Consider the following 26674-nt stretch of genomic DNA (forward strand, 5'->3'; position numbering starts at 1 on the left):
CATCGACGGCGGTTTGGCAGGTGACGAACGCGCGTCCATCCAGTACCATAACGCCCTTTCCGAATCCGGCGGTATTTTCGATAAGACCTTGCGCTGTCGTCAGCCCATGCATTCAGATTCGGGCCGCATCCGCGCAGGACGGCGCATAGCGCAGGTCTTTCAGGCCATCGTCTTTGTATGCGCGAACGGCGCACACGTAGCGGGGCGGCATTCGCCTATCGCGCCGACAGGCCGTCAGCGCGCTCGCAAATGACGGCAGGACATCGCTAACTCACACATAACAACACGGGTCATGCCGACCAGGCGCCTGCCATGCCACGACGGGCAATGCAGCATTTACGCCTTTTTCCCGGCAGGTTGGCCGACAATGACTGTCATTCAGACAATTTTCGACAACGACGAGTATCGAGCTAAGCACATATGCCTTTTACACTTGGTCAACGCTGGATCAGCGACACAGAAAGCGAATTGGGATTAGGAACAGTAGTGGCGGTTGATGCCAGAATGGTAACCCTGCTGTTCCCCGCCAGCGGCGAGAATCGCCTCTATTCACGCAATGATGCCCCCATCACCCGAGTCATGTTTAACCCAGGCGATACCGTCACCAGCCACGAAGGCTGGCAGATGCAGGTCGACGAGGTTAGCGACGAAAACGGTCTGCGTACCTATATCGGCCAGCGGCTCGACGATGAGACGCCCGCCCTGCTGCGAGAAGTCTTCCTCGACAGCAAGCTGACCTTCAACAAACCGCAGGATCGCCTGTTCGCCGGCCAGCTCGACCGGATGGATCGCTTTGCCCTGCGCTATCGCGCCCGCCAGCACCTGCATGCTCAGGCCCAGCAACCGTGGAGCGGTCTGCGCGGCATGCGCGCCAGCCTGATCCCTCATCAGCTCTATGTCGCACACGAAGTCGGCCAGCGCCATGCGCCGCGCGTTCTGCTGGCGGACGAGGTCGGTCTGGGGAAAACCATCGAAGCCGGGATGATCATCCATCAACAGCTGCTGTCAGGCCGCGCCGAACGCGTGTTGATCGTAGTGCCGGAAACCCTGCAGCACCAGTGGCTGGTGGAAATGCTGCGCCGCTTCAACCTGCTGTTCTCTCTGTTCGACGACGAACGCTACGCTGAGGCGTTGCTGGATAGCAGCAACCCGTTTGAAACCGAGCAGCTGATCATCTGTTCGCTGAGCTTTGTTCAGCGCAACCCGAAACGTTTTGAACAGCTGGCCAACGCCGACTGGGACCTGCTGGTGGTGGACGAAGCGCATCACCTGACGTGGAGTGAAGCCGAACCAAGCCCGCAGTATCAGGCTATTGAACGACTGGCGAGCGTCACCCCGGCGGTGCTGTTGTTGACCGCGACCCCGGAGCAACTGGGGCAGGAAAGCCACTTCGCCCGTCTGCGCCTGCTGGACCCGAATCGCTTCCACGACTACGCCGAATTTGTGGCCGAACAGCAACGCTATCAGCCGGTGGCCGATGCGGTGACGCAGTTACTGACCGGCGACGAGGCCAGCCCGGACGATCTCCAGGCGCTGACGTCGCTGCTGGGCGGACAGGATATCAGCGAGCTGCTGAAAGCCATCAACGCCAAGGACGAGAACGCAGCGCATTCAGCGCGAGAAGAGCTGATCGCTATGCTGATGGACCGCCACGGCACCAGCCGCGTGCTGTTCCGCAACACCCGTCAGGGCGTACAGGGCTTCCCGGAACGTCAGCTACAGACGATCCCGCTGCCGCTGCCTTCCCAGTATCAGACCGCGATCAAGGTGTCCGGCATCATGTCCGGCTCCAAGACCTCCGAGAAGCGTGCTCAGGATATGCTGTATCCAGAGCAAATCTATCAGCAGTTCGAAGATGAAAACGCCACCTGGTGGAGCTTCGACCCGCGAGTAGAGTGGCTGCTCGACTACCTGACCAGCCATCGCGACGAGAAAGTGCTGGTGATCTGCGCCAAAGCCGCCTCCGCGCTGCAGTTGGAACAGGCGCTGCGCACGCGTGAAGCCATCCGCGCCGCGGTATTCCACGAGGGTCTGTCGATTCTGGAACGCGACCGCGCCGCCGCCTACTTTGCCTCGGAAGAGGAAGGCGCTCAGGTGTTAATCTGCTCCGAGATCGGCTCTGAAGGGCGCAACTTCCAGTTCGCCAGCCATTTGGTGATGTTCGACCTGCCGTTCAACCCCGACCTGCTGGAGCAGCGCATCGGTCGTCTGGACCGCATCGGTCAGGAAAATGACATCCAGATTCTGGTGCCTTATCTGGAAAATACCGCGCAGGCGCTGCTGGTCCGCTGGTATCACGAAGGCCTGGACGCATTCGAACATACCTGCCCGACCGGTCGTTCCATCTACGACAGCCACTACGATCGCCTGATCGGCCTGCTTGCCCATCCGGAAGAGCAAGACGGCGTCGACGACTTTATTCGTGAGTGCCGCGCGCAGCACGATGCGCTGAAAGCTCAGTTGGAGCAGGGTCGCGACCGCCTGCTGGAAATGCACTCCAACGGCGGCGAACAGGCGAAAAAACTGTCCGCCGATATTGCCGCGCAGGACGACGATGTCACGCTGGTCAACTTCGCGCTTAATCTGTTCGATATCATCGGCATCCATCAGGAAGATCGCAGCGACAACCTGATCGTGCTGCGTCCGTCCGAACACATGCTGGTGCCTGACTTCCCCGGTCTGTCCCAGGACGGCTGTACGATCACCTTTGATCGCGAGCAGGCGTTGTCCCGCGAAGACGCCCAGTTCATCAGTTGGGAGCACCCGCTGATCCGCAACGGACTGGATCTGATCCTGTCCGGGGATACCGGCAGCTGCGCCGTATCGCTGCTGAAAAACAAAGCGCTGCCGGTCGGCACGCTGCTGGCGGAGCTGGTGTATGTGGTCGAAGCGCAGGCGCCGAAAAAACTGCAGCTCACCCGTTTCTTGCCGCCGACGCCGGTGCGCATTCTACTGGATCGCAAGGGGACCGACCTCGCCGCGCAGGTGGAGTTCGAGAGCTTCAACCGCCAGCTGGCCGCGGTCAACCGCCATACCGCCAGCAAACTCGTGAACGCTGTGCAGCCCGATGTGCATGACATGCTGCAAAAAGCGGAGCCGCTGATCGCAGAACAAGCGCAGAAGGTGATTGCAACGGCCACTCAGTTTGCCGACAAAGCGCTGCGACACGAACTGGAACGCCTCACAGCGCTCAAAGCGGTGAACCCGAACATCCGCGAAGATGAGTTAAAGGCACTGGAAACACAGCGGGAACAGGTGCTGCTGAATCTCGAGCAGGCAAACTGGCGTCTGGACGCCATCCGTCTGGTCGTGGTTTCTCACCAGTAACCGCGCCATGATGGCGCTTATCACTCACGCGGCGAGGAGAGCACCTTGCCGCCAGCTCGGAGTCGGTCATGGACCCCTATAACCCGCCGCAAGACCCCTGGCTACAGGTGCTCTATCAGGATGAGCATCTCATGGTGGTCAACAAACCTAGCGGCCTGTTGTCCGTTCCCGGCCGCGCGCCGGAAAACCGCGATAGCATCATGAGCCGGATTCAGGCGGAACACCCGTCCGCCGAGTCCGTTCATCGGTTGGATATGGCGACCAGCGGCGTCATTGCCGTCGCGCTGACCAAAGCGGCTGAACGTGAGCTTAAGCGCCAGTTCCGCGAACGCGAGCCGAAAAAGACCTATATCGCCCGCGTTTGGGGGCATATGGCGCAGGACAAGGGGCTGGTCGATTTACCGCTGATTTGCGACTGGCCCAACCGTCCTAAACAGAAAGTCTGTTTCACCGAGGGCAAATCCGCGCAAACGTTGTGGGAAGTGCTGTCTCGCGACGATGACGGAACAACCCGGGTAAAACTGATGCCGATCACCGGCCGCTCCCATCAGCTGAGGGTGCACATGCTGGCTATTGAACATCCGATTTTGGGAGATGGCTTCTACGCGCCGCCCGCCGCACGGGCAATGGCGTCTCGTTTGCAGTTGCACGCGCAGGCGCTGTTTATCACCCATCCGGCCACGCATGAGCCGATGCATTTTCGCTGTGAACCTGATTTTTGACGGATCGCCAAGTAACAATAAAATAAGAGTCAATGATGGAGAAGGGGGGCGCGAGGAGACGTTAACGCGAGAACTTGTGAACCTTGAGAAATTCGTAGGCCACCTGAATATCCTGCGCTTTGCGCTTGGAGAGTTCGATCATGCGCGGCGACAGCCCCTTCCCCACCATCTTGTCCGGATGGTGTTCGCTCATCAGCTTGCGATAAGCTCGCTTCACCGTCACCGCATCATCGTTGGAACGTACGCCCAACGTCCGGCAGGCGCTTTCCACGGTCGGCCCCCGCGGAGGTATTGGCGGCCGCTGATGCTGAGAGCGTCCGTTATGTGATTGCCCCCGACGCTGATGCGCATTACCGCCCTGCTGGGACCACCCACCATTGCCGTGTCGAGACTGAGCATGTGATTGTTGCGTCGCGCGTTCCATGGTGCGCAGAAATAGCTCGAACTGCGCCCGCGTCACCCCCAGTTCGTCGGCAAAGACATACAGCAACCGGCGTTCGTTGGGATGCAGCGCGCCGTCGATGAAAGCGACCTGTAACTGAATTTCCAGAAACAGGCGAACCATATCGAAACGACCGATGCAGACATCGCGCAGTTGACGCAGCTTGCCCCGAACTGGGAATTGACGAGACTTGCCTTCACGAAACGCCTGTTGGGCCGCATTGCGCGCTGCTCCACGCAGCTCCAGCCGATCCATGACATGGGTCGCGGCGAGAATATCCGCCTCGGTCACCCGCCCTTTCGACTTGGTGAGATGCCCCATCGCCTGAAACGTGGTGATGTAGAACAGCGCCTGACGAGAGGAGTGTGCGGAAAAAGCGGTACGCCGACGCGACAAGCGGGCTTTGTCAAATAAATGACCCACCAGCAGCCCGATTATCACCGCGCTGACGCCACCGCTGGACGCTGCGCCCATCGCCAGCCCCAGCAACTTTCCCCAATAGCGCATATACTCCTCAAATCCTCATGCCGTCGGCTAAAAATTGCTTTATCATACCCGTCATTTATCTTTGCTCCTAACGGCAGCGCGTAGAAAACGGCGGGGATTTAGCACTGGCGCTGCGCCAGCGCGTGATATAGTCTCTGACGGTTTGCCGGCATGATGCCCCTGATGACGGAACACCTGATACCGCGTATGAAAAAAAGTTTCCCAACTCTGCTGGCCTCGTTAGTGTGGTCAGCGCTCTACAGCCAGCAAGCCATGGCGGACCTCGCCTCTCAGTGTATGCTCGGCGTACCGACGTATAACCGTCCGCTGGTGACCGGCGACACCGGTCAGCTGCCCGTCCACATCCAGGCAGATCACTCCCAGGCGAACTATCCCGACAACGCCGTATTTACCGGCAATGTGAATATTGAGCAAGGCAACCGGGTGATGACCGCCAAGGAGGTCGAGCTGAATCAGATTCAGCAGACGGGTAAAACCGACCCGACCCGCACGGTCACCGCCACCGGCGATGTGCATTACGATGACAATCAGGTGATCCTGAAAGGGCCGAAAGCCTGGTCGAACCTGAATACCAAAGACACTGACGTGTACCAAGGCGACTACCAGATGGTCGGACGTCAGGGCCGCGGCGATGCCAACAAGATGAAGCTGCGCGACGACAACCGATACACCATTCTGGAAAACGGCACCTTTACGTCCTGCCTGCCGGGTGACGATAGCTGGAGCGTCGTGGGTTCGGAAGTCATCCACGACCGGGAAGAAGAAGTGGCTGAAATCTGGAACGCGCGATTCCGCATCGCCGGCGTCCCGATTTTCTACAGCCCGTATCTTCAGCTCCCCGTGGGCGATCGCCGACGTTCCGGTTTCCTGATCCCGAACGCCAAGTATGGCAAAAACAACGGCTTCGAGCTGATGACGCCGTACTACTGGAACATCGCCCCGAATTTCGACGCCACCATTACGCCGCACGTACAGACCAAACGTGGATTGCAGTGGGAGAACGAATTCCGCTACCTGACCCGTGCGGGCGCCGGCGTGTTCGAGCTGGACTGGCTGCCTAACGATAAGCAGTACGACAAAGAGATCAAAGCTGGCACCTATGAGGCCGACAGCAATACCACTCGCTGGCTGACGTACTGGCAGCACAGCGGCGTGCTGAACCAGGTCTGGCGTTTTAACGTCGACTACACCAAGGTCAGCGACCCGTACTACTTCACCGATCTGGAGTCCAAATACGGCTCCACCACCGACGGCTATGCCACCCAGAAGTTCAGCGCCGCTTACGCCGACCGCAACTTCGACGCCACGCTGTCGACGCGCAGCTATCAGATATTCAGCAATACCTCGGATGTCTATCGCGCACAGCCGCAGCTCGACATGAACTACTACCTTAACGATCTGGGTCCTGTCGACATGCACCTTTACGGGCAGGCGGTGAAATTTACCAACGTGAACCCGGATATGCCGACGGCGACTCGACTGCACGCCGAGCCGACCTTCAACCTGCCGCTGTCCAACGGTTGGGCAAGTCTGAATACCGAAGCCAAGCTGATGGCGACCCACTATCAGCAGAGCAATCTGACTCATTACAATAGCGATACCAACAACACCCCACTGGATGAGTCGGTCAACCGGGTGATGCCGCAGTACAAAGTCGACGGCAAACTGGTCTTTGAACGGGATATGGACTGGGCGAAGGGGTATACCCAGACGCTGGAACCGCGCGCCATGTACCTCTACGTACCGTACCGCGACCAGACCAACATTCGTACCTATGACTCCACCCTGCTGCAAAGCGACTACGCGGGCTTGTTCCGCGACCGAACCTACAGCGGCCTCGACCGGATTGCTTCGGCCAACCAGGTCGCGAGCGGGGTCACCACCCGCCTGTACGACGACGCGCTGGTGGAACGTTTCAACGCCTCGCTCGGTCAGATCTACTACTTCGAACGTCCGCGCACCGGCAACACCAACTCGTCGCTCGACAACAACTACCACAACGGCAGCCTGACCTGGGCGGGCGATACCTATTGGAAGATCGCCGATAACTGGGCAATCCGCGGCGGCGCGCAGTACGACGCCCGCGTGGATAACTTCACGGTCGGCGACGCCGTGGTGGAATACCGCGGTGGCGGCGAACGCATGCTGCAGTTGAACTACCGCTACGCCAGCGCGGAATATATTCAATCCATGCTGAACGACAGTACTCTTCCGGCCTATCAGCAGGGCATTTCTCAGGTGGGGATGACCGGCAGCTGGCCGCTGTCCGAGCGCTGGGCCGTCGTCGGCGCGTATTACTACGACACCAAGATGAACCAGCCGGCCGATCAGCTGATTGGTCTGCAATATTCCACCTGTTGCTGGGCGGTCAATGTCGGTTACGAAAGGAAGATCACCACCTGGAACACCGCCTCCAACAGCAGCGTCTACGACAACAAAGTGGGCGTGTCGTTTGAACTACGCGGTCTAAGCAGCAACTACAGTTTGGGCACAGACAAAATGCTGGCGAATGGCATTTTGCCGTACCAACGCTCTTTCTAATGGTGTACCGCCGGGAACTCTGGCCGCAATAAGCGTCTAATACCGGTAGCAATTCAACATTTAACCCGCCTCCAGGCGGATGACATTTAATGGGAAAGGTATGAACAACTGGAAAGCACTGATTCTGGGACTGACGCTGAGCGTCTCGACAGCGTTTGCCGCGCCGCAGGTCGTTGATCGCGTTGCCGCGGTGGTGGATAACGGCGTCGTGCTGGAAAGTGATGTCAATGGCTTACTGCAGTCGGTCAAGCTGAACGCACAGGGCGCCGGCCAGCAGTTGCCCGATGACGCCACGCTGCGCCATCAGATCCTCGATCGCCTGATTGTTGATAGCATCGTGCTGCAAATGGCCCAGAAGATGGGCGTTCAGATCACGGACGAGCAGTTGGATAGCGCCATCAGCGGCATCGCGGCGCAGAATCGCATGACGGTCGCTCAGATGCGCGACCGCCTGGCGCAGGAAGGCATCAGCTACGATACCTACCGCAGCCAGATCCGCAAAGACATGACCATCGCCGAAGTGCGCAATAATGAAGTGCGCCGCCGCATCACCATCCTCCCGCAGGAAGTCGATGCGCTGGCCAAGCAGGTCTCCAATCAGAACACCGGCGATACCGAGGTCAATCTGAGCCATATCCTGCTGCCGCTGTCGGAAAACCCGACGCAGCAGGAAGTCGATCAGGCCGAAGATCTGGCTAAGCGTCTGGTGAAAGAAGCGAACGAAGGCGCCGACTTTGGCAAGCTCGCCATCACCTACTCCGCCGATCAGCAAGCGCTGAAAGGGGGACAGATGGGCTGGGGTAAACTGCAGGAGCTGCCGACGCTGTTCGCAGAAAGCCTGGTGCAGGCGCAGAAAGGCCAGATAGTCGGCCCAATCCGTTCCGGCGTCGGCTTCCACATTCTGCGCGTCAACGACATCCGCGGCGAAGACAAAACCGTCTCCGTCACGGAAATGCACGCCCGCCACATTCTGCTCAGGCCCTCTGTCGTCATGACGGACGATCAGGCCCGCGCCAAACTGCTGGACGTCGCGCAGCAGATCAAGAGCGGCGGCACCACCTTCGCCGCTCAGGCGCGCCAGCTATCGCAGGATCCGGGTTCCGCCAATCAGGGCGGCGATCTGGGCTGGTCTTCACCTGACGTCTACGATCCGGTATTCCGCGACGCGCTGCTGAAACTGCACAAAGGCGAAATCAGCCCGCCGGTTCACTCCTCCTTTGGCTGGCACCTCATTCAGTTGATGGACACCCGTCAGGTCGATAAGACCGACGCGGCGCAAAAAGAGCGCGCCTACCGCATGCTGTTCAACCGCAAGTTTGCGGAAGAAGCCCAGACCTGGATGCAGGAAAAACGCGCTGCCGCCTATGTCAAAGTGCTGGATGGACAAAGCAACTAATGTCGACTGAACGCAGCACGCCACGCATCGTGATCACCCCCGGCGACCCCGCCGGGATTGGTCCTGATCTGATCGTCTCGCTGGCCCTACAGACATGGCCGGTCGAGCTGGTGGTCTGCGCCGATCCCGCGCTGCTGTTGAACCGGGCACAGGCGCTGAATGTCCCGCTGTCGGTGCGGGAGTATCTTCCCGCTCAACCCGCGCATCCTCAGCAATCCGGTACGCTGACCGTTCTGCCGGTCGAACTGGCCGGGACCGTCGTTCCCGGCCAGTTGAACGTGGAGAACAGCCGTTACGTCGTCGAGACGCTGGCTCAGGCCTGCGACGGCTGTCTGCGTGGCGAATTTGCCGCCCTGGTTACCGGTCCGGTGCATAAAGGCATCATCAACGAGGCTGGCGTGCCGTTTACCGGGCACACCGAATTCTTTGCCGAACGCAGCCATTGCGAGCGGGTCGTCATGATGCTGGCGACCGAGAAACTGCGCGTCGCGCTGGCAACGACGCATCTGCCGCTGAGAGACGTGGCGGATGCGGTCGACCGCCAGTGTTTGCACGAAGTCGTCACCATTCTCGATCACGATTTGCGGACCCAATTCGGTATTGCAAACCCGTCGATCTATGTTTGCGGCCTGAATCCCCATGCGGGCGAAGGCGGTCATATGGGACGGGAAGAGCTGGACGTCATCATTCCGGCGCTCGATGAGCTGCGGGAGAAAGGCATTCAGCTGGTCGGCCCGCTGCCGGCAGACACCTTGTTCCAACCTAAATATTTGCAGCCGGCGGATGCCGTGCTGGCGATGTATCACGACCAGGGATTGCCGGTTCTGAAGTATCAGGGCTTCGGCCGGGCAGTCAACATCACGCTGGGTCTGCCGTTTATCCGTACATCGGTCGACCACGGCACGGCGCTGGAGCTGGCCGCCACCGGCCAGGCCGATCCCGGCAGCTTCAGTACCGCCCTAAATCTTGCTATTAAAATGATTGCTAATCGTAATGAATAATCGAGTACACCAAGGCCACTTCGCCCGTAAACGTTTCGGGCAAAACTTTTTACACGATCATTTTGTGATCGACAGCATTGTCTCCGCCATTCACCCGCAGCCGGATCAGGCGCTGGTGGAAATCGGCCCCGGCCTGGGTGCTCTGACCGCGCCTGTGGGAGAACGACTGAACCACTTTACCGTCGTCGAGCTGGACCGCGATCTGGCCGCACGGCTGGAAGTCCATCCCGCGTTGAAAGATAAGCTCACCATCATTCAGCAGGATGCCATGAAAGTGGACTTCGCCGAGTTGGCGCAGCAAATCGGCCAGCCGCTGCGGGTTTTCGGCAACCTGCCCTATAATATTTCCACACCGCTGATGTTCCATCTGTTCAGCTATACTCAAGCTATTCGCGACATGCACTTTATGTTGCAGAAAGAGGTGGTCAATCGGCTGGTCGCGGGTCCTAACAGTAAAGCCTACGGCCGTTTGAGCGTCATGGCGCAGTATTACTGCCAGGTTATCCCGGTACTCGAAGTTCCGCCCACCGCATTCAGACCGGCGCCAAAAGTCGACTCTGCGGTCGTGCGGCTGGTGCCTCACACGACGTCGCCTTATCCTCAGGTCGATACCCGAGTGCTGAGCAGAATTACTACGGAAGCTTTCAATCAGCGCCGTAAAACGCTGCGCAACAGTCTGGGCAACCTGTTTACGCAAGAGCAGTTGGCGGAACAGGGCATCAATGCCAACGATCGCGCAGAAAACGTGACTGTAGAGCAGTATTGCAAGCTCGCTAACTGGCTCAGCAGTCAGCCTACGACGCAGGAATAAACTGGAGTTGTCGTCATGATCAACGCGCCCCGAGTTTGCATACAGGTTCAGAGTTTCTATGTAGAAGCACAGTCTGCGCCGGAAGAAGATCGCTACGTCTTTGCGTACACCATCACTATCCGCAATCTGGGGCGCCACGACGTCAAATTGATGAGCCGTTACTGGCTCATCACCAACAGCAACGGGCGTCAGACTGAAGTTCAGGGCGAAGGCGTCATCGGCGTTCAGCCCGTCATACATCCCGGCAGTGAATTCCAATATACCAGCGGCGCCATTCTTGAAACGCCGTTGGGAACGATGGAAGGCCATTACCAGATGCTCGACCATCAGGGTGAGACTTTCCAGGAATCTATCCCGGTATTCCGCCTGGCAATCCCTTCATTGATACACTAATTATGGCTACCTATCTTGTTGGCGATGTTCACGGTTGTTTCGTTGAACTGGAAGCGCTATTGGCGCAAGTTTCTTTCGATCCCGCGCGGGATACGCTATGGCTAACCGGCGACCTCGTCGCCCGCGGCCCCGATTCATTGCAGGTACTGCGCTTCGTGCGCTCGCTGGGTTCGTCGGTACGCATGGTGCTCGGCAACCACGACCTGCATCTGCTGGCGGTCTACGCCGGCATCAGCCGTCAGAAAAGCAAAGACCGGCTGGACGCGCTGCTCGCCGCGCCGGATATCGACGATCTCATCAACTGGCTGCGTCGCCAACCGGTGCTGCAGGTCGATGAGGATCTTAAGCTGGTGATGGCTCATGCGGGGATTACGCCGCAATGGGATCTGGACACCGCGCAGATGTGCGCCCGCGAAGTCGAATCCATCTTGAGCAGCGACAGCTATCCGTTATTTCTGGATGCGATGTACGGCGACATGCCGAACAACTGGTTGCCGGAACTGAGCGGCCTGCCGCGACTGCGCTTCAGCACCAACGTCTTCACCCGCATGCGCTACTGCTTCAGCGGCGGACAGTTGGATATGATGTGTAAAACACCGCCCGCGCAGGCGCCGTCCATGCTTAAGCCCTGGTTCAATTTACCCGGACCGGTGCCAAGCGAATACGCCATCGCCTTCGGGCATTGGGCATCGCTGGAAGGCAAAGGCACACCGGAAGGCATCTATGCGCTGGATACCGGCTGCTGCTGGGGAGGCTCGCTGACCTTGCTTCACTGGGAAACGCAGCGCTATTACCACCAGCCGTCCCAGTTTATGCGGCAGGATGACAACGCGCAAAACGCCGGGTAAACGCATCGGAATCGGAGGGGCATAGCCTCCCCGTTCGCAAGAAAGCGAAAAGACATGAGCGTGAAAAAGAGATGCCGAGAGGCATCTCTTTTTTATTCGTGCCTGAGCGCTTCCCGCAGACAGCGTCAAGTGACTCGGCGTAATGACGTTTACCCCGACGTTCGAATGACTGACCTACGCATCGATGAACGAGGGCGTACACCGTTGTGAGGGAAGTGCGAATCGTCCTCTTCACCCGGATGCGGCACGTTAACGAACATCGTACGGTAGTCCTGTGTGAAGGAGGTTTAGATCAATTCACAGGACTTCAGCCCTATCATAAAACGTTCGATCTCGCCGCAGACGGGATCGCCTGCCAACATAGGGTGATACCCTGTCCGGCGAAGTCACCGGTGTTGCTGTAATTACCGTCCGTCAGGATCCACCGCCCTTCCCGGTTGCATCTCAAACCATCCAGGCTGTTAAACGTATTATCCGCCGTGATGTTGGGCGCACCACGGTTGACGCCTTCCGGATATCCGCACAGCACATACCTGTCCCACACGAACGCTTGAGCGACGGCTGGCATCGACCTGAGCGCCCGCTTTTACATTAGAGCGGGATAAAGAAAACCCGCCGGTAAGCGGGTTTGAGAAGAGAGGGTTAGCGGCGTTCCAATATTTCGAAGCAGTAGTGGTGAGAATTGCGTTCATCCGCTTCGTGAAACTCGCTGAACGTAGAGCGCCACTCATCCGGCTCATAGTCCGGGAAGTGAGTGTCGCCTTCGACTTCGGCGTCAATGTGCGTCAAATAAAGCCGTTGTGCCAGAGGCAACATCTGCCGATAAATACTGCCGCCGCCGATGACCATGACCTCTTCGACATCGCCCGCCTCCGCCAGCGCCGCCTCCGGTGACGTCACCCAAATCACGCGGTCATCGTCGCCCGGCTGACTGCTGATCACGATATTGCGCCGTCCCGGCAGCGGCTGACCGATAGAGCGGAACGTGCTGCGCCCCATCACAATGGGCTTATCGAGCGTATTACGCTTGAACCACGCCAGGTCAGCTGGGAGATGCCAGGGCATGGCGTTTTCCATCCCAATAACCCGGTCCACCGCCATCGCAGCAATCAAACTAATAACCATGGTAGAACCCTGTAGGCAAAAAAAATTGTTGCCACTATACGGAAAGCCGGTTCGGGCGTCGATAAATGAACCGTATCCAAATTTGTTCTCTGAGGTCTCTGATTTGTCATACTCCCGGACGCCGGTGATAAACCCACAATCCGGGCAGCGACAGTCCGATGGAGAGCGCCCCGACGATGAAGCTGGCCTTGAGAAATTGAGTGATCAACTGCTGCATTAACGCCTCGCTATAGCCCTGGTGCGACAGCTCCACCACTGAGATCATCGCCGTATAGGCGGAAATGCCGGGGAACATCGGGATCACCGCCGCAACGGTGAATACCTTGGGGTGCGCCAGCAGCCAGCGCGACCAGTGAATGCCCAGCGCGCCGATCAGGATAGCAGCCAGCATGGAAGCCCATTCAATATGCAGGCCGAAATGGATCAACAGAAAGCGGGAGCCATGCCCCAGCGCGCCGAGCACGGCGCAATAATGCAACGCCCTTACCGGCACATTGAACACGATAGCGAAACCGAGCGCCGGTACGGCGGCCAGCGCCATGTCCTGCAATAACATCCAGAGAAGTTCTAAGCCCATCCACGCAGCCCCCATATCGCCATTGCCGATACCACGCCGATACAGGTGGAGAGCGTCAACAGACTGGCGATCGCCCAGCGCGCCAGCCCAGTGTTGACGTGCCCTTTGAACATATCTGCCACCGCGTTAATCAAGGGAAAGCCCGGAACCAGCAGCAGCACGCTGGCCGCCATCGCCACCGTGGCGGAATTCTCCAGCCCCGGCACCCGCATCAGCAGTCCGGAGGCCGAAGTAGCGACGAAGGCGGTAATGCAGAAGTTGATCAGCGGATTAAAGCTGCGGACCGTCAGCAGTTGGCGCACATACATCGCCAGCCCGCTGGCGAGCAGCGCGATGAGAAACGCATCCCAGCCGCCGCCGTTCAACCGGCTGAAACAGCCGCAAGAGAGCGCGACGATGCTCACGACAATCCAGCGCGGGTAACGCAGCGGTTTGATGTGGTCGAACCGCTTCGCGACCTCCTGAACGCCCAGCAGGCGATGCTCGGCCAAAATCACGACATGCTGCACCTCCGTCACCACGTGCATATTGATACCGCGGTCCTCATTTCTGCGTGTGGTGGTCAAACAGTGTCCATTGACGATCGTGCTCAGCACCACGGCATTCGCGGAAATTGAACTCTCCACGCTGTCGGCGCCCAGCGCCTTCCCCAGACGGGAGGATAATTGCTCCACTACCGTACTTTCCGCGCCGTGCTGTAGCAGCATCAGCGCACATTGAATACACAACCGGGTGATGTCCCGTTGAGCGATACCTGAACTGATCATGTTGATGCTCCGATCCGACTCAAAAGTCCCGAGAATTCACGCTGTCGCAGACAGCGGCGGCTCCGCCGCGCCGTCGCTCATGGCGGATGGTTCGAACAGGCCGGCCACAGCGTGATCGGAAACATTATGCACGAATTTTTCGCGATGAATTTGATGACGATAGGAATTACGGCAGCTAGCCAGGGAGAGGAACCAGAGCAAGAGTACAGCAGGATGGGCTTCAACGTAGTGAAACCAACAGGGCATCGACGTGGTCGTATAATGACGAGGAACGGCCATCGCCGCTCCACGCCAGAGACGATGATGACTACACTGTGCCGGTGCCGCCATCCGCACACCACACCTGACCAGATGTGTAACTGGCTTCGGCCGAGGCCAGCGTGACATACAGCGGCGCGATTTCCACCGGCTGCCCCGGACGTCCCATCGGCGAACTCGCGGCAAACTGCTGCACCATCTCCATCGGCTGGCCGCCGCTCGGCTGTAGCGCCGTCCAATAGGGTCCCGGCGCGACCGCATTGACACGGATCCCTTTGCCGGTGATCTGTTTCGCCAGCGCCTTGGTGAACGCCACATTACAAGCCTTGGTCTGCGCATAATCCAGCAGAATCGCGCTCGGGTTAAAGGCCTGGACCGAGGTCGTATTAATAATCGCCGAGCCGGGTTTCATATGCTGCAACGCGGCTTTGCTGATCCAGAACGGCGCGTAAACATTGGTTTTGAACGTGGCGTCGAACGCTTCGGTCGTCAGTTGCGCAATCGACTCCACATACTGCTGGCGTCCGGCGTTATTCACCAGGATATCCAGCCCGCCCAGCTTATGCACCGCTTCGTCCACCAGTTTGTGGCAGAACGCTTCGTCGCGAATATCGCCCGGTATCGCCACAGCCGTACGGCCTTCGGCGCGAATAAGGTCGATGACCTCTTTAGCGTCAGACTCTTCTTCCGGCAGATAGTTGATCGCGACATCCGCCCCTTCACGCGCATAGGCGATCGCCACCGCGCGGCCAATACCGGAATCTCCGCCGGTCACCAGCGCTTTTCGTCCCTCAAGTCGGCCCGTACCGCGATAACTTTCCTCGCCGTGATCCGGCTGCGGCTGCATCTTGCTCGCCAGCCCCGGCGGGGTTTGCGGCTGGCTGGGAAACGGGGGCTGGGGGTAGGCGTCGACCGGATTTTTGCCGGTTAAAGCGGGACGTGAAGACTGACCTTCTTTCTCATGCGAAGCCATACTTATCTCCTGATAAAGGATGTTCAGACGGATAAAAAACACTCACCCGCACAGGTTGGAGTCACCCTTTAAGCGTAGACGCTAAATGCGTCTTTTTCAGGAAAGGTAGTCTTTTATGCTACCGAATAAAGATTCAACATAATGAAATATCGATAAAAAACGGGCCAATCGGCATAACCGATCGGCCCGTTTATCGACCCACTCTATGAAAGGGAGTTATCGGCTGATTTTAGCGTGCATTTCCTGCACCGAGGTCACCTGCTCGGTCGGGTCGGCATTCAGCGACATCGCGGTGGCAAACCCTCCGTTCATGGTGGTGTCGTAGTGCACTTTGTACTGCAACGCGCTGCGACGAATTAGCTTAGAGTCCTCAATCGCCTGACGACCAGCCGTGGTATTCACGATATAGGCATATTCGCCGTTCTTGATGCGATCCTGAATGTGCGGACGCCCTTCGTGCACCTTATTGACCAGACGCGGATTGATGCCCGCCTCGCCCAGCACCACCGCGGTGCCGTGAGTCGCATCCAGCTCAAACCCGTGTTTGAGCAGCTTGGCCGCCAGATCCACGACGCGGCCTTTGTCGCCCTCGCGGACCGACAGCAGCGCGCGGCCGTTTTTCTTCATCGCGGAGCTGCTGCCCAGCATGGCTTTGGCGAACGCTTCTGCAAACGTGCGGCCCACGCCCATGACTTCGCCGGTCGAGCGCATTTCCGGCCCCAAAATGGGGTCGACGCCCGGGAATTTATTGAACGGCAGCACCACTTCTTTCACCGAGTAATAAGGCGGAATCACTTCTTGGGTTACGCCCTGTTCGGCCAGCGTTTTGCCTACCATCACGCGCGCCGCCACTTTTGCCAGCGGCACGCCGGTGGCCTTGGAGACGAACGGCACGGTCCGCGCCGCACGCGGGTTTACCTCAATCAGGTACACTTCGTTGTTCTTCACCGCGAACTGCACGTTCATCAACCCTCGCACGGACAGTTCGAACGCCAGTTTTTCCACCTGCTGACGCATCACATTCTGAATGTCTTGGCTCAGGGTGTAAGCCGGCAGCGAACACGCGGAGTCGCCGGAATGCACGCCAGCCTGTTCGATATGTTCCATGATGCCGCCGATTAGTACCTGTTCACCGTCACAGATGGCGTCCACGTCCACTTCCACCGCGTCGTCCAGGAAGCGGTCCAGCAGCACCGGCGCGTCGTTGGAGACGCTGACTGCCGTCTGAAAGTAACGACGCAGGTCCGTTTCGTCGTAGACGATTTCCATCGCGCGGCCGCCCAGAACATAAGAAGGGCGCACCACCAGCGGATAACCGAGGCCTGCGGCTTTTTCCACCGCCTGTTCGATGGCGACGACCGTGGCGTTCGCCGGCTGTTTCAGGCCCAGGCGGTCAACCGCCTGCTGGAAACGTTCGCGGTCTTCCGCGCGGTCAATGGCATCCGGGCTGGTGCCAATCACCGGTACGCCGGCCGCTTCCAGCTCACGCGCCAGCTTCAGCGGCGTCTGGCCGCCGTACTGGACGATCACGCCCTTCGGTTTTTCGATACGGACGATTTCCAGCACGTCTTCCAGCGTGACCGGCTCGAAGTAGAGGCGATCGGACGTGTCATAGTCCGTAGAAACGGTTTCCGGGTTGCAGTTGACCATGATGGTTTCATAGCCGTCTTCCCGCAGCGCCAGCGATGCATGTACGCAACAGTAGTCGAACTCGATACCCTGACCGATACGGTTTGGCCCGCCGCCCAGCACCATGATTTTATCGCGGTCGACATTCGGATTCGCTTCGCACTCGTCTTCATACGTGGAGTAGAGGTAGGCGGTATCGGTCGAGAATTCGGCGGCGCAGGTATCCACGCGTTTGTAGACCGGGTGCAGGTTGTATTTGTCGCGCAGCTTACGGATTTCCCCTTCGGAAACGCCCGCCAAGGTCGCCAGACGCGCATCGGCAAACCCTTTGCGCTTCAGCATCCGCAGGAAGTCCGGCGTCAGGCTGTTTGCGCCCCCTTCCGCCACCTGCTCTTCCAGACGCACCAGCTCTTCAATCTGCACCAGGAACCAGCGGTCGATATTCGTCAGGTTGAAAACGCCGTCTATCGACATTCCGGCGCGGAAAGCATCGGCCAGATACCAGATGCGATCGCCGCCCGCGTCTTTCAGCTCCCGGCGAATGGTGGTCAGCGCCTCGGGGTCGTCCAGATCCACTTTCGGATCAAACCCGGTCGCGCCCACTTCGAGTCCGCGCAGCGCTTTCTGCAACGACTCCTGCTGTGTGCGGCCGATCGCCATCACTTCGCCCACCGACTTCATCTGCGTCGTCAGGCGGTCGTTGGAGCCTGCGAATTTTTCAAAGTTAAAGCGCGGGATCTTGGTAACGACGTAGTCGATAGAGGGTTCGAAGGACGCCGGCGTACGTCCGCCGGTGATATCGTTCATCAGTTCGTCCAGCGTGTAGCCCACCGCCAGCTTCGCGGCGATCTTCGCAATCGGGAAGCCGGTTGCCTTGGAGGCCAGCGCCGAGGAACGAGAGACGCGCGGGTTCATCTCGATGACGATGAGACGACCGTTTTTCGGGTTTACCGAGAACTGGACGTTGGAACCGCCGGTCTCAACGCCGATTTCACGCAGTACCGCCATCGAGGCGTTACGCATGATTTGGTACTCCTTGTCCGTCAGCGTTTGCGCCGGGGCAACGGTGATGGAGTCGCCGGTATGGATCCCCATTGCGTCCAGGTTTTCGATAGAGCAGACGATGATGCAGTTATCGTTTTTGTCCCGCACCACTTCCATCTCATACTCTTTCCAGCCGATCAGCGACTCATCGATTAGCAGCTCGTTGGTTGGAGAGAGGTCCAGACCGCGGGTACAGATCTCTTCGAACTCTTCACGGTTGTAGGCAATGCCGCCGCCGGTGCCGCCCATTGTAAAGGAGGGGCGGATAATGCAGGGAAAGCCGACGTCGGCGGCAACGGCCAGCGCTTCTTCCATCGAGTGCGCAATGCCGGAACGGGCGGTATCCAGCCCGATTTTTTTCATGGCGATATCGAAGCGACGGCGGTCTTCGGCTTTGTCGATGGCATCGGCGGTCGCGCCGATCATCGTGACGCCGAATTCTTCCAGCACGCCATGGCGCTCCAGCTCCAGCGCACAGTTCAGCGCCGTCTGGCCGCCCATCGTCGGCAGCACCGCATCCGGCCGCTCCTTATCGATGATTTTGCGCACGACCTCCCAGTGAATCGGCTCAATGTAGGTGGCGTCCGCCATCTCCGGGTCGGTCATGATCGTTGCCGGGTTGGAGTTCACCAGAATGACGCGGTAGCCCTCTTCGCGCAGCGCCTTGCATGCCTGCGCGCCAGAGTAGTCGAACTCGCACGCCTGACCGATGACGATCGGGCCGGCGCCCAGAATGAGGATACTTTTTATGTCGGTACGTTTTGGCATTTCTCGCTCCTGAGAACCCGCTTACTCGCCGCCGTCCAAGGAAGATGACTCGGCGCGGCGCGACTAAGCGTCTTCTGATTATTGGGTATTACGGTAAGACTCAATCAGCTCGATAAAGTGGTCAAACAGCGGCGCGGCGTCGTGCGGACCCGGACTGGCTTCTGGATGTCCCTGGAAGCTGAAAGCCGGTTTATCGGTGCGGTGAATGCCTTGCAATGAGCCGTCGAACAACGATTTGTGCGTGACGCGCAAATTCGCCGGCAGCGTGGCTTCGTCTACCGCAAAGCCGTGGTTCTGAGCGGTGATCATCACGCGGCCCGCATCCAGATCTTTCACCGGATGGTTGCCGCCGTGGTGGCCGAATTTCATTTTGATGGTGTCGGCGCCGCTGGCCAGGGCCAGCAGCTGGTGGCCTAAGCAAATGCCGAAGATCGGGATCTCGGTGTCCAGCAGGGTTTTGATGGCGTCGATGGCATAATCGCAGGGCGCCGGGTCGCCGGGACCGTTGGACAGAAACACGCCGTCCGGACGAAGTTTCAACACGTCTTCAGCCGAAGTCTGAGCTGGCACGACGGTCAGACGGCAGCCGCGATCGACCAGCATGCGCAGGATGTTTCGCTTGGCGCCGTAGTCGTAGGCCACCACGTGGTAAGGCAGCTCGCTTTCGTCTTTCACCGTCGGCAGATCGCCCTGCAGCGTCCAGCTCCCCTGACGCCATTCGTAGCTGGCGGTTGTCGTCACCTCTTTCGCCAGATCCATGCCTTTCAGGCCCGGGAATGACTGCGCTTTTTCCAACGCCAGCGCCGCATCCGGCGCGTCGCCCACAATAATGCAGCCGTTTTGCGCGCCTTTCTCCCTCAGCAAACGCGTCAACTTGCGGGTATCGATATCCGCAATCGCCACAATATTGTTGCGCTGGAGGTAGTTGGAAAGGGTTTCCTGGCTGCGGTAATTACTGGCAATGAGGGGGAGGTCGCGAATAATCAGGCCTTGTGCCTGAATGGATGAGGATTCTTCGTCGCTGGCGTTGACGCCGACATTACCAATGTGGGGATACGTAAGAGTGACAATCTGGCGGGAATAGGAAGGATCAGTGAGGATTTCTTGATAACCGGTCATCGACGTATTGAAGACCACTTCCCCCACGGCCGATCCCTCTGCCCCAATGGCCCGACCGTGGAATTGGGTTCCGTCTTCCAGAACCAATAGCGCTGACTTAATCAAAACACCCTCCAAGGAATAAACAATCACGTTATTTGCATATTAATTCAGATTCACCGATCTAAATCAATGCAAAAACCACCTGTAAGGTAAATTTTCGGCAAATTGGGCGCATTTTAATGACGACCCGGTCAATTGTCCATCCAAAACAGGATTTTTTCTTGTATTTATACGTATCCAGTCAATAATCCTGGTCGACAGCCATAAAAACACACATAAAATGGCGTAAGAAAACGGTTGCTAACCGAAATAACCAAAAAGATGATTGAGATAGCATCGTTCGCCGAAAACAGAGCAATACGAAGTAAAAAAAGGGCCTTTAAGGGGATTAAAAAATAGAAATTAAAACGATATAAAGCAAAAAATATAAAAAGACTATATTTTTACATAAAAACAAAAATGACACCAAAAGGTGTCATTAAAATCATGATGTTATAAATATAACATAATTTCAAAAATCATAAATCATCGAGTCCAAGCACATCTTTCATATCGAAAAGGCCGGATTTATGAGCACTTATCCATATTGCCGCCCTCACTGCGCCATTTGCAAAGGTCATCCGACTTGAAGCCTTGTGGGTTATCTCTACACGCTCGCCGATATCTGCAAACATGGCGGTGTGCTCACCGACGATATCGCCCGCGCGAACGGTCGCGAAACCGATGCTTTTCGGGTCTCGCTCGCCGGTGTAGCCTTCACGCGCATAGACCGCACAGCTTTTGAGATCGCGCCCCAAAGCGCCAGCGATAGACTCGCCCATAGCCAGCGCCGTACCCGAAGGCGCGTCCACTTTATGGCGGTGATGCGCTTCGATAATTTCAATGTCCGTGTAATCGCCCATGACCTTCGCCGCCTTCTCCAGCAGCTTCAGCATCACGTTCACGCCCACGCTGAAGTTGGCGGCGAAAACGATCCCTATCTCAGCGGACGCCTCGGATATTGCGGCTTTGCCCGCATCATCAAAGCCCGTCGTGCCGATAATCATGGATTTAGCGTGCTGGCGACAGAACGCCAGATGCGCCAATGTGCCTTCGGGACGCGTAAAATCGATCAAAACGTCGAAGTCGTCCTTCACAGCATCGAGGGAGTCAGAAACAACCACATTCCGTTTTCCCAGCCCGGCCAGTTCGCCGGCATCGCTGCCGACCAGCGTAGACCCTGCTCGCTCCAACGCGGCACCCAGTACTGCGCCGTCGATGTGATCAACCGCCTGTATCAGCTGACGCCCCATGCGTCCGCCAGCACCGGCAACTGCAATACGGATTGATGAATCCTTCATGTCTTCTCTCTTATTTCATGTCATGCATAAAAAATGCATTCAGGGTAACGAAACCGGACGGAAGAAAGTGAATAGATTTGCCGACCGGTAAAATTAAGCGCGCATCCCGTCTCTGTGACCCGCGCCACCGCTCGCTAAGGGGACTGGGATGCCATTTTCGCGGTGATAAAGGCGTCATGCAGGTTCATCACTATAACGCATAAACATGCAGTTTCAACGCAGGGAAATATTTTCTGGAAGGAGGAAACGACAGCGCCGAACGGGCTGTCGTTCTGTCAGATCGTTAGTCGACCTGCTTAACGTCAACGCGCAGCTCTTTCGGCACTTCGAAAACGATGGTTTCCTCGCGTCCGACCATCTCGTGCGCGACTTCGCCACCCAGCGACCGGAGACGCTGTACGACTTCCTGCACCAGCACGTCGGGCGCCGATGCACCGGCTGTGACGCCTACGCACGCCGTATTATTGAACCAGGCTTCCTGAATATCGTCAGCCGAGTCAATAAGATAAGAGCGTTTGCCGACGCGCTGCGCCAGCTCCGCCAGACGGTTTGAGTTAGAGGAGTTTTTAGAGCCGACCACCAGCACGACGTCCGCTTCGCCGGACAAATGACGTACGGCTTCCTGCCGGTTAGTCGTCGCATAGCAAATGTCGTCCTTACGCGGCCCGATGATCTTCGGAAAACGCGCCCTCAGGGCATCAATCACCGCATAGGTGTCGTCCACAGACAAGGTGGTTTGCGTCATGAAACACAGCTTGTCTTCGTGTTTAACCTGCAGCGCGAACACGTCTTCCGGGCTTTCGACCAGATACATCCCCCCCTCAGGGTTGTTGTACTGCCCCATGGTGCCTTCCACTTCGGGATGACCCGCGTGGCCGATTAAAATGGCTTCCATCCCTTTCCGGCTGGCGCGCGCGACTTCCATATGCACTTTGGTGACCAACGGACAGGTGGCGTCGAATACGCTCAAATCGCGACTTTTGGCTTCTGCCCGCACCGCCTGTGAGACGCCGTGCGCCGAGAAAATCAGGATCGCGCCATCCGGAACTTCATCGATCTGTTCGATAAAAATAGCGCCGCGCTCACGCAGGCCGTTAACCACGAAGCGGTTATGCACCACCTCGTGACGAACGTAAATCGGCGCGCCGTAGATCTCCAGCGCGCGCTCCACGATGCTGATGGCGCGGTCGACGCCCGCGCAAAACCCGCGGGGGTTAGCCAGCAAGATTTTCATGCTTCTCCTCCTGTAACGGGGGATCGATAGCCTGCACGTCGATGTCAAACGTGATGGTATGTCCGGCCAGCGGATGGTTGAAATCGACGGTGACGGACTCTTCCGCCACTTCCTGAATAATGCCCGGCATATCCTGACCGCCAATGCCGCTGAACAACATGATCGTCCCTACGTCGGGCACGCCGGTTTCGGCGAAGTCGCGTCGCAGGAAAAACTGAATCAAATCGGGATTGGCGTCGCCGAAAGCGGACTCGGGCGGTAAGCTAAAGCGACGTTTATCGCCCGCCTGTAGCCCCAGCAGCTGCTGCTCCAACTCGGGGGACAGACTTCCGTCCCCCAGACGGAACAGCGCCGGCTTTCCGCTGCGCTGAGTGCTTTCCGCCACAGAGCCGTCTTCCAGCGTCAACGTGAAATGCACCAGCACGGCGCTATGATTCTGAACACGCTCAGACATGCGCTATTTACCTTCGGCTTTTTTCTTCTCAGAGGACACGAAAAAACCTTCCAACACAATCAGCAATGCGCCGATACAGATGCCCGCATCGGCAATATTGAAGATGGGGTAATGCCAGTCATTGATATAGAAATCAACAAAGTCAATCACATAGCCATGAACCAACCGATCGGTCAGGTTACCCACCGCGCCGCCGATAATCATGGCGTAAGCAATGTTGTTCAACTTCTGGCTGGCGCTGGAGCGGTACATCAGTACCAGCAACGCCGCCGTAATCGCCAGCGCGATCACCGCAAAGAACCAGCGTTGCCAGCCATCTTTATCGGCCAGGAAGCTGAACGCCGCGCCCGGATTATGGGCATAGGTCAGATTAAAGAATGGGATCAGCGGCAGCGACTCTCCCAACTGAAAGTGGGTCATGACCCACTGCTTACTGCCCAGATCCACTACCAGCACTACCAGCGCCAGCCAAAGCCAGCGCAGTCCCGTTGATTTCATAGAGTGTCTCATTAGACGAATTTACGCACTTCGCCCGCGCCACCGACATTGGTAGCACAGCGACCGCACACTTCAGGATGCTCGGAGTCCGTGCCGATATTCGTTTCAAAATGCCAGCAACGCGGGCATTTCTCGCCGTCAGCCTTATCAAGGACAATTTTCAGCCCTGATAATTCCGTCTGCTGCGCATCCGCAGGCGCATCGTCGTAAGACGCGATGGTCGCTTTAGAGGTCAGCAGCGCGAAATGCAGTTCCGGCTGCAGCTGATTCAGCTTCTCAGTCAGTGCGCTATCCGCATACAGCGTGACGGCGGCTTCCAGAGAACCACGGATGTGTTTATCGTTACGCGCCTGCTCGATCACCTTGTTCACTTCGCTGCGGATTTGCAGCATGTCGGCCCAGAAAGCCTCATTCATGCTTTCTGCACCATCAAGCCCGAACAGGCCGTCATACCACTCTTCGGTAAAGACGTACTGCGCGCGTTCGCCCGGCAGGTAAGCCCAGATCTCATCCGCCGTAAAGGAGAGGATCGGCGCCATCCAGCGCACCAGCGCTTCGGCGATGTGGAACAGGGCCGTCTGACAGCTGCGGCGCGCGACGCTGTCGCTCTTGGCGGTGTACTGACGATCTTTGATGATATCGAGATAGAACGATCCCATCTCGATCGAGCAGAACTGCATCAGACGCTGAACTACGCGGTGGAAGTCGTAGTTTTCGTACGCGTCCAGAATCTCTTCCTGTGCGGCTTTCGCGCAACCAACCGCCCAGCGATCGAGCACGACCATATCCTGAGGCGCCACGCTGTGCTGCGCCGGATCGAAACCGTTCAGGTTGGCCAGCAGGAAGCGCGCGGTGTTACGAATACGGCGATAGGCGTCGGCGGAACGTTTCAGGATTTCATCGGACACTGCGATCTCACCGGAATAGTCGGTAGAGCCGATCCACAGGCGCAGAATGTCGGCGCCGAGTTTATCCATCACGTCCTGCGGGCTGACCGTGTTGCCGATGGACTTGGACATTTTGCGACCCTGCCCATCCACGGTGAAGCCGTGCGTCAGTACCTGACGGTACGGCGCTTTACCCTTGATGGCGGTCGAGATCATCAGAGAAGACATAAACCAGCCGCGATGCTGGTCGGAGCCTTCCAGATACATGTCCGCCGCGTGGCCGCCAAATTCCGGGCGCACGTCGACGACTGACGCATGGGTGGAACCGGAATCAAACCACACGTCCAGCGTATCAGGCACTTTGACGTAGTTGGCGGCGTCTTCGCCCAGCAGCTCCGCCGGGTCCAGATCCCACCATGCCTGAATGCCATCCTGCTCAACGCGTTTAGCGACGGCTTCCATCAGTTCCACGGTACGCGGGTGCAGCTCTTCGGTCTCTTTGTGCACGAACAAAGACATCGGCACGCCCCAGGTGCGCTGACGGGAAATACACCAGTCTGGGCGATTCGCGACCATGGTTTCGATTCGCGCCTGCCCCCAGTCAGGGATCCACTGCACGCCTTTGATTTCCGACAGCGACTGCTGACGCAGCCCTTTCTGATCCATGCTGATAAACCACTGCGGGGTCGCGCGGAAGATAATCGGCGTTTTGTGACGCCAGCAGCAAGGATAGCTGTGCAGCAGTTTTTCAACATGCAGCAGCACGCCGCGCTCGCGCAGCATCTCAACGACGATGTCGTTAGCTTTGAAGACGAACAGGCCGTCCAGCCCCGGGAACGTGCCCGGCAGATAGCAGCCGTCCGGCCCCACGGGGTTGGCGATTTCCAACTGATATTTCTGACTGATGACATAGTCGTCCGGACCGTGTCCGCCCGCAGTATGGACGGCGCCCGTACCGGCATCCAGCGTGACGTGTTCGCCCAGAATAGCCGGGACATCGAAGCCCATGAACGGGTGATTGAAGCGCAGCAGTTCCAGCGCGTTACCCTGGCATTCGCCCAGCACTTTCCATTCGGCAACACCCAGACGCTGCATGACGCTTTCGACCAAATCCGCCGCCAGAATCAGCGCCTGACCGTCCACCTGCACCAGTTGGTAAATAAATTCCGCATTCAGAGAGATAGCGCGGTTAGCCGGCAGGGTCCACGGGGTCGTAGTCCAAATCACCAGGGAAATGGCGCCCTCTACCGCATCGGCAGACACGCCGAACTTCGCCGCCACGGCGGAACGGTCGACCGCGCTAAAAGCGACATCGATAGAAGGAGAGGTTTTGTCATAGTATTCGACTTCCGCTTCCGCCAGTGCGGAACCGCAGTCGGCGCACCAGTGAACCGGCTTGGCGCCCTTGTGCAAGTGACCGTTGGCGATGATTTTGCCCAGCGCGCGGATGATGTTGGCTTCGGTGTCGAAGTCCATCGTCAGATAGGGATGATCCCACTCGCCCAGCACGCCCAGTCGAATGAAGTCTTTTTTCTGGCCGGCGACCTGCTCTGCCGCGTACTTACGACACTCCTGACGGAACTCTGCCGCGCTGACTTTTTCGCCCGGCTTGCCGACCAATTGCTCAACTTTCAGCTCGATGGGCAGGCCGTGGCAATCCCAGCCCGGAACATAGGGCGAGTCATAGCCGGAAAGCCCTTTGGACTTGATAATGATGTCTTTAAGAATCTTGTTAACCGAGTGACCAATGTGAATGTTGCCGTTGGCGTACGGGGGGCCATCGTGCAGGATAAAGGTTTTCTTACCTTGCTTGGCGCTACGAATAATCCCGTATAGATCCTGATCGTACCAACGTTTCAGCATATCGGGTTCGCGCTTGGCGAGATCGCCACGCATCGGGAACCCTGTTTCCGGCAAATTCAGGGTAGTTTTATAGTCACTCATTAGATTCTCGATTTCGTTTTCGGCTAG

The 26674-nt window shown here is 57.9% G+C and carries 21 protein-coding genes and 1 pseudogene; 8 read left to right on the forward strand and 14 right to left on the reverse strand.

The window, feature by feature from the left end; translation table 11 throughout:
- Positions 1–420 precede the first annotated feature (420 nt).
- Together rapA and rluA are read left to right on the forward strand one after the other, a co-directional pair.
- Complete coding sequence (gene rapA, locus BLU64_RS07780) at positions 421–3327, forward strand: RNA polymerase-associated protein RapA (protein WP_074728314.1); 2907 nt, start codon at positions 421–423, stop codon at positions 3325–3327.
- 68 nt (positions 3328–3395) lie between these two features.
- Positions 3396–4049: a bifunctional tRNA pseudouridine(32) synthase/23S rRNA pseudouridine(746) synthase RluA gene (rluA, locus tag BLU64_RS07785; protein WP_026741675.1), complete on the forward strand. Its 654-nt coding sequence runs from the start codon at positions 3396–3398 to the stop codon at positions 4047–4049.
- Between the two features lie 61 nt (positions 4050–4110).
- On the opposite strand, the gene djlA is transcribed toward rluA, so the two are convergent.
- Positions 4111–4998, reverse strand: a complete 888-nt coding sequence (gene djlA / locus BLU64_RS07790) for a co-chaperone DjlA (RefSeq protein WP_026741674.1) — start codon at positions 4996–4998, stop codon at positions 4111–4113.
- 150 nt (positions 4999–5148) lie between these two features.
- On the opposite strand from djlA, the gene lptD reads away from it, so the two are divergent.
- From lptD to apaH, 6 genes are all read left to right on the forward strand, one after another.
- The gene (gene lptD / locus BLU64_RS07795) at positions 5149–7539 is read left to right on the forward strand and encodes an LPS assembly protein LptD (RefSeq protein ID WP_175527801.1); all 2391 of its coding nucleotides are present in this window, start codon (positions 5149–5151) and stop codon (positions 7537–7539) included.
- Between the two features lie 100 nt (positions 7540–7639).
- Positions 7640–8935, forward strand: coding sequence for a peptidylprolyl isomerase SurA (surA, locus tag BLU64_RS07800; protein ID WP_074728316.1), 1296 nt, complete (start codon positions 7640–7642; stop codon positions 8933–8935).
- A complete protein-coding gene (pdxA, locus tag BLU64_RS07805) occupies positions 8935–9936 on the forward strand; it encodes a 4-hydroxythreonine-4-phosphate dehydrogenase PdxA (protein ID WP_026741671.1) in 1002 nt (333 codons plus the stop codon). Before surA ends, pdxA begins: the two co-directional genes overlap by 1 nt.
- Positions 9929–10747: a 16S rRNA (adenine(1518)-N(6)/adenine(1519)-N(6))-dimethyltransferase RsmA gene (gene rsmA / locus BLU64_RS07810; RefSeq protein WP_074728318.1), complete on the forward strand. Its 819-nt coding sequence runs from the start codon at positions 9929–9931 to the stop codon at positions 10745–10747. The genes pdxA and rsmA overlap by 8 nt, the downstream gene beginning before the upstream one ends.
- Before the next feature lie 15 nt (positions 10748–10762).
- Entirely contained in the window at positions 10763–11140 is a 378-nt protein-coding gene (apaG, locus tag BLU64_RS07815) for a Co2+/Mg2+ efflux protein ApaG (RefSeq protein ID WP_026739075.1), read from the forward strand.
- 2 nt (positions 11141–11142) lie between these two features.
- Positions 11143–11988, forward strand: coding sequence for a bis(5'-nucleosyl)-tetraphosphatase (symmetrical) ApaH (gene apaH, locus BLU64_RS07820; protein ID WP_051625430.1), 846 nt, complete (start codon positions 11143–11145; stop codon positions 11986–11988).
- Positions 11989–12137: 149 nt separating this feature from the next.
- Here apaH and BLU64_RS16985 read toward each other — a convergent pair.
- The 13 genes and pseudogenes from BLU64_RS16985 to ileS form a co-directional block, all read right to left on the reverse strand.
- Positions 12138–12550: pseudogene (locus BLU64_RS16985) on the reverse strand (alkaline phosphatase PhoX); the annotation flags it as partial.
- Positions 12551–12630: 80 nt separating this feature from the next.
- Complete coding sequence (gene folA / locus BLU64_RS07830) at positions 12631–13113, reverse strand: type 3 dihydrofolate reductase (RefSeq protein ID WP_026741668.1); 483 nt, start codon at positions 13111–13113, stop codon at positions 12631–12633.
- Positions 13114–13219: 106 nt separating this feature from the next.
- Positions 13220–13690 (reverse strand): threonine/serine exporter, encoded by a 471-nt coding sequence (locus tag BLU64_RS07835; protein WP_026741667.1) that lies wholly within the window; start codon positions 13688–13690, stop codon positions 13220–13222.
- Positions 13681–14457, reverse strand: coding sequence for a threonine/serine exporter family protein (locus BLU64_RS07840; RefSeq protein ID WP_026741666.1), 777 nt, complete (start codon positions 14455–14457; stop codon positions 13681–13683). The genes BLU64_RS07835 and BLU64_RS07840 overlap by 10 nt, the downstream gene beginning before the upstream one ends.
- A 36-nt stretch (positions 14458–14493) precedes the next feature.
- The gene (locus tag BLU64_RS07845; protein WP_026741665.1) at positions 14494–14736 is read right to left on the reverse strand and encodes a hypothetical protein; all 243 of its coding nucleotides are present in this window, start codon (positions 14734–14736) and stop codon (positions 14494–14496) included.
- A 28-nt stretch (positions 14737–14764) separates the two neighbouring features.
- Positions 14765–15688, reverse strand: coding sequence for an SDR family oxidoreductase (locus tag BLU64_RS07850; RefSeq protein WP_026741664.1), 924 nt, complete (start codon positions 15686–15688; stop codon positions 14765–14767).
- 216 nt (positions 15689–15904) lie between these two features.
- Positions 15905–19129 (reverse strand): carbamoyl-phosphate synthase large subunit, encoded by a 3225-nt coding sequence (gene carB, locus BLU64_RS07855; RefSeq protein WP_074728319.1) that lies wholly within the window; start codon positions 19127–19129, stop codon positions 15905–15907.
- A gap of 78 nt (positions 19130–19207) precedes the next feature.
- Positions 19208–20353, reverse strand: a complete 1146-nt coding sequence (carA, locus tag BLU64_RS07860) for a glutamine-hydrolyzing carbamoyl-phosphate synthase small subunit (RefSeq protein ID WP_026741662.1) — start codon at positions 20351–20353, stop codon at positions 19208–19210.
- 455 nt (positions 20354–20808) lie between these two features.
- Entirely contained in the window at positions 20809–21630 is an 822-nt protein-coding gene (gene dapB / locus BLU64_RS07865) for a 4-hydroxy-tetrahydrodipicolinate reductase (RefSeq protein WP_026741661.1), read from the reverse strand.
- A gap of 283 nt (positions 21631–21913) precedes the next feature.
- Positions 21914–22864, reverse strand: coding sequence for a 4-hydroxy-3-methylbut-2-enyl diphosphate reductase (gene ispH / locus BLU64_RS07870; protein ID WP_026741660.1), 951 nt, complete (start codon positions 22862–22864; stop codon positions 21914–21916).
- Positions 22845–23318 (reverse strand): FKBP-type peptidyl-prolyl cis-trans isomerase, encoded by a 474-nt coding sequence (gene fkpB / locus BLU64_RS07875; RefSeq protein ID WP_026741659.1) that lies wholly within the window; start codon positions 23316–23318, stop codon positions 22845–22847. Before fkpB ends, ispH begins: the two co-directional genes overlap by 20 nt.
- Before the next feature lie 3 nt (positions 23319–23321).
- Entirely contained in the window at positions 23322–23828 is a 507-nt protein-coding gene (lspA, locus tag BLU64_RS07880; protein ID WP_026741658.1) for a signal peptidase II, read from the reverse strand.
- Positions 23828–26647 (reverse strand): isoleucine--tRNA ligase, encoded by a 2820-nt coding sequence (gene ileS / locus BLU64_RS07885; protein WP_074728321.1) that lies wholly within the window; start codon positions 26645–26647, stop codon positions 23828–23830. The genes lspA and ileS overlap by 1 nt, the downstream gene beginning before the upstream one ends.
- Between the last annotated feature and the right edge of the window lie 27 nt (positions 26648–26674).

Source organism: Lonsdalea quercina (genome assembly GCF_900107885.1).
Taxonomy (GTDB): Bacteria; Pseudomonadota; Gammaproteobacteria; order Enterobacterales; family Enterobacteriaceae; genus Lonsdalea; species Lonsdalea quercina.

Excerpts from the sequence above, each read along its gene's own strand:
- rapA (WP_074728314.1), top strand. The coding sequence starts at position 421 with ATGCCTTTTACACTTGGTCAACGCTGGATCAGCGACACAGAAAGCGAA.
- rluA (WP_026741675.1), top strand. The coding sequence starts at position 3,396 with ATGGACCCCTATAACCCGCCGCAAGACCCCTGGCTACAGGTGCTCTAT.
- djlA (WP_026741674.1), bottom strand. The coding sequence starts at position 4,998 with ATGCGCTATTGGGGAAAGTTGCTGGGGCTGGCGATGGGCGCAGCGTCC.
- lptD (WP_175527801.1), top strand. The coding sequence starts at position 5,149 with ATGATGCCCCTGATGACGGAACACCTGATACCGCGTATGAAAAAAAGT.
- surA (WP_074728316.1), top strand. The coding sequence starts at position 7,640 with ATGAACAACTGGAAAGCACTGATTCTGGGACTGACGCTGAGCGTCTCG.
- pdxA (WP_026741671.1), top strand. The coding sequence starts at position 8,935 with ATGTCGACTGAACGCAGCACGCCACGCATCGTGATCACCCCCGGCGAC.
- rsmA (WP_074728318.1), top strand. The coding sequence starts at position 9,929 with ATGAATAATCGAGTACACCAAGGCCACTTCGCCCGTAAACGTTTCGGG.
- apaG (WP_026739075.1), top strand. The coding sequence starts at position 10,763 with ATGATCAACGCGCCCCGAGTTTGCATACAGGTTCAGAGTTTCTATGTA.
- apaH (WP_051625430.1), top strand. The coding sequence starts at position 11,143 with ATGGCTACCTATCTTGTTGGCGATGTTCACGGTTGTTTCGTTGAACTG.
- folA (WP_026741668.1), bottom strand. The coding sequence starts at position 13,113 with ATGGTTATTAGTTTGATTGCTGCGATGGCGGTGGACCGGGTTATTGGG.
- BLU64_RS07835 (WP_026741667.1), bottom strand. The coding sequence starts at position 13,690 with ATGGGCTTAGAACTTCTCTGGATGTTATTGCAGGACATGGCGCTGGCC.
- BLU64_RS07840 (WP_026741666.1), bottom strand. The coding sequence starts at position 14,457 with ATGATCAGTTCAGGTATCGCTCAACGGGACATCACCCGGTTGTGTATT.
- BLU64_RS07845 (WP_026741665.1), bottom strand. The coding sequence starts at position 14,736 with ATGGCCGTTCCTCGTCATTATACGACCACGTCGATGCCCTGTTGGTTT.
- BLU64_RS07850 (WP_026741664.1), bottom strand. The coding sequence starts at position 15,688 with ATGGCTTCGCATGAGAAAGAAGGTCAGTCTTCACGTCCCGCTTTAACC.
- carB (WP_074728319.1), bottom strand. The coding sequence starts at position 19,129 with ATGCCAAAACGTACCGACATAAAAAGTATCCTCATTCTGGGCGCCGGC.
- dapB (WP_026741661.1), bottom strand. The coding sequence starts at position 21,630 with ATGAAGGATTCATCAATCCGTATTGCAGTTGCCGGTGCTGGCGGACGC.
- ispH (WP_026741660.1), bottom strand. The coding sequence starts at position 22,864 with ATGAAAATCTTGCTGGCTAACCCCCGCGGGTTTTGCGCGGGCGTCGAC.
- fkpB (WP_026741659.1), bottom strand. The coding sequence starts at position 23,318 with ATGTCTGAGCGTGTTCAGAATCATAGCGCCGTGCTGGTGCATTTCACG.
- lspA (WP_026741658.1), bottom strand. The coding sequence starts at position 23,828 with ATGAGACACTCTATGAAATCAACGGGACTGCGCTGGCTTTGGCTGGCG.
- ileS (WP_074728321.1), bottom strand. The coding sequence starts at position 26,647 with ATGAGTGACTATAAAACTACCCTGAATTTGCCGGAAACAGGGTTCCCG.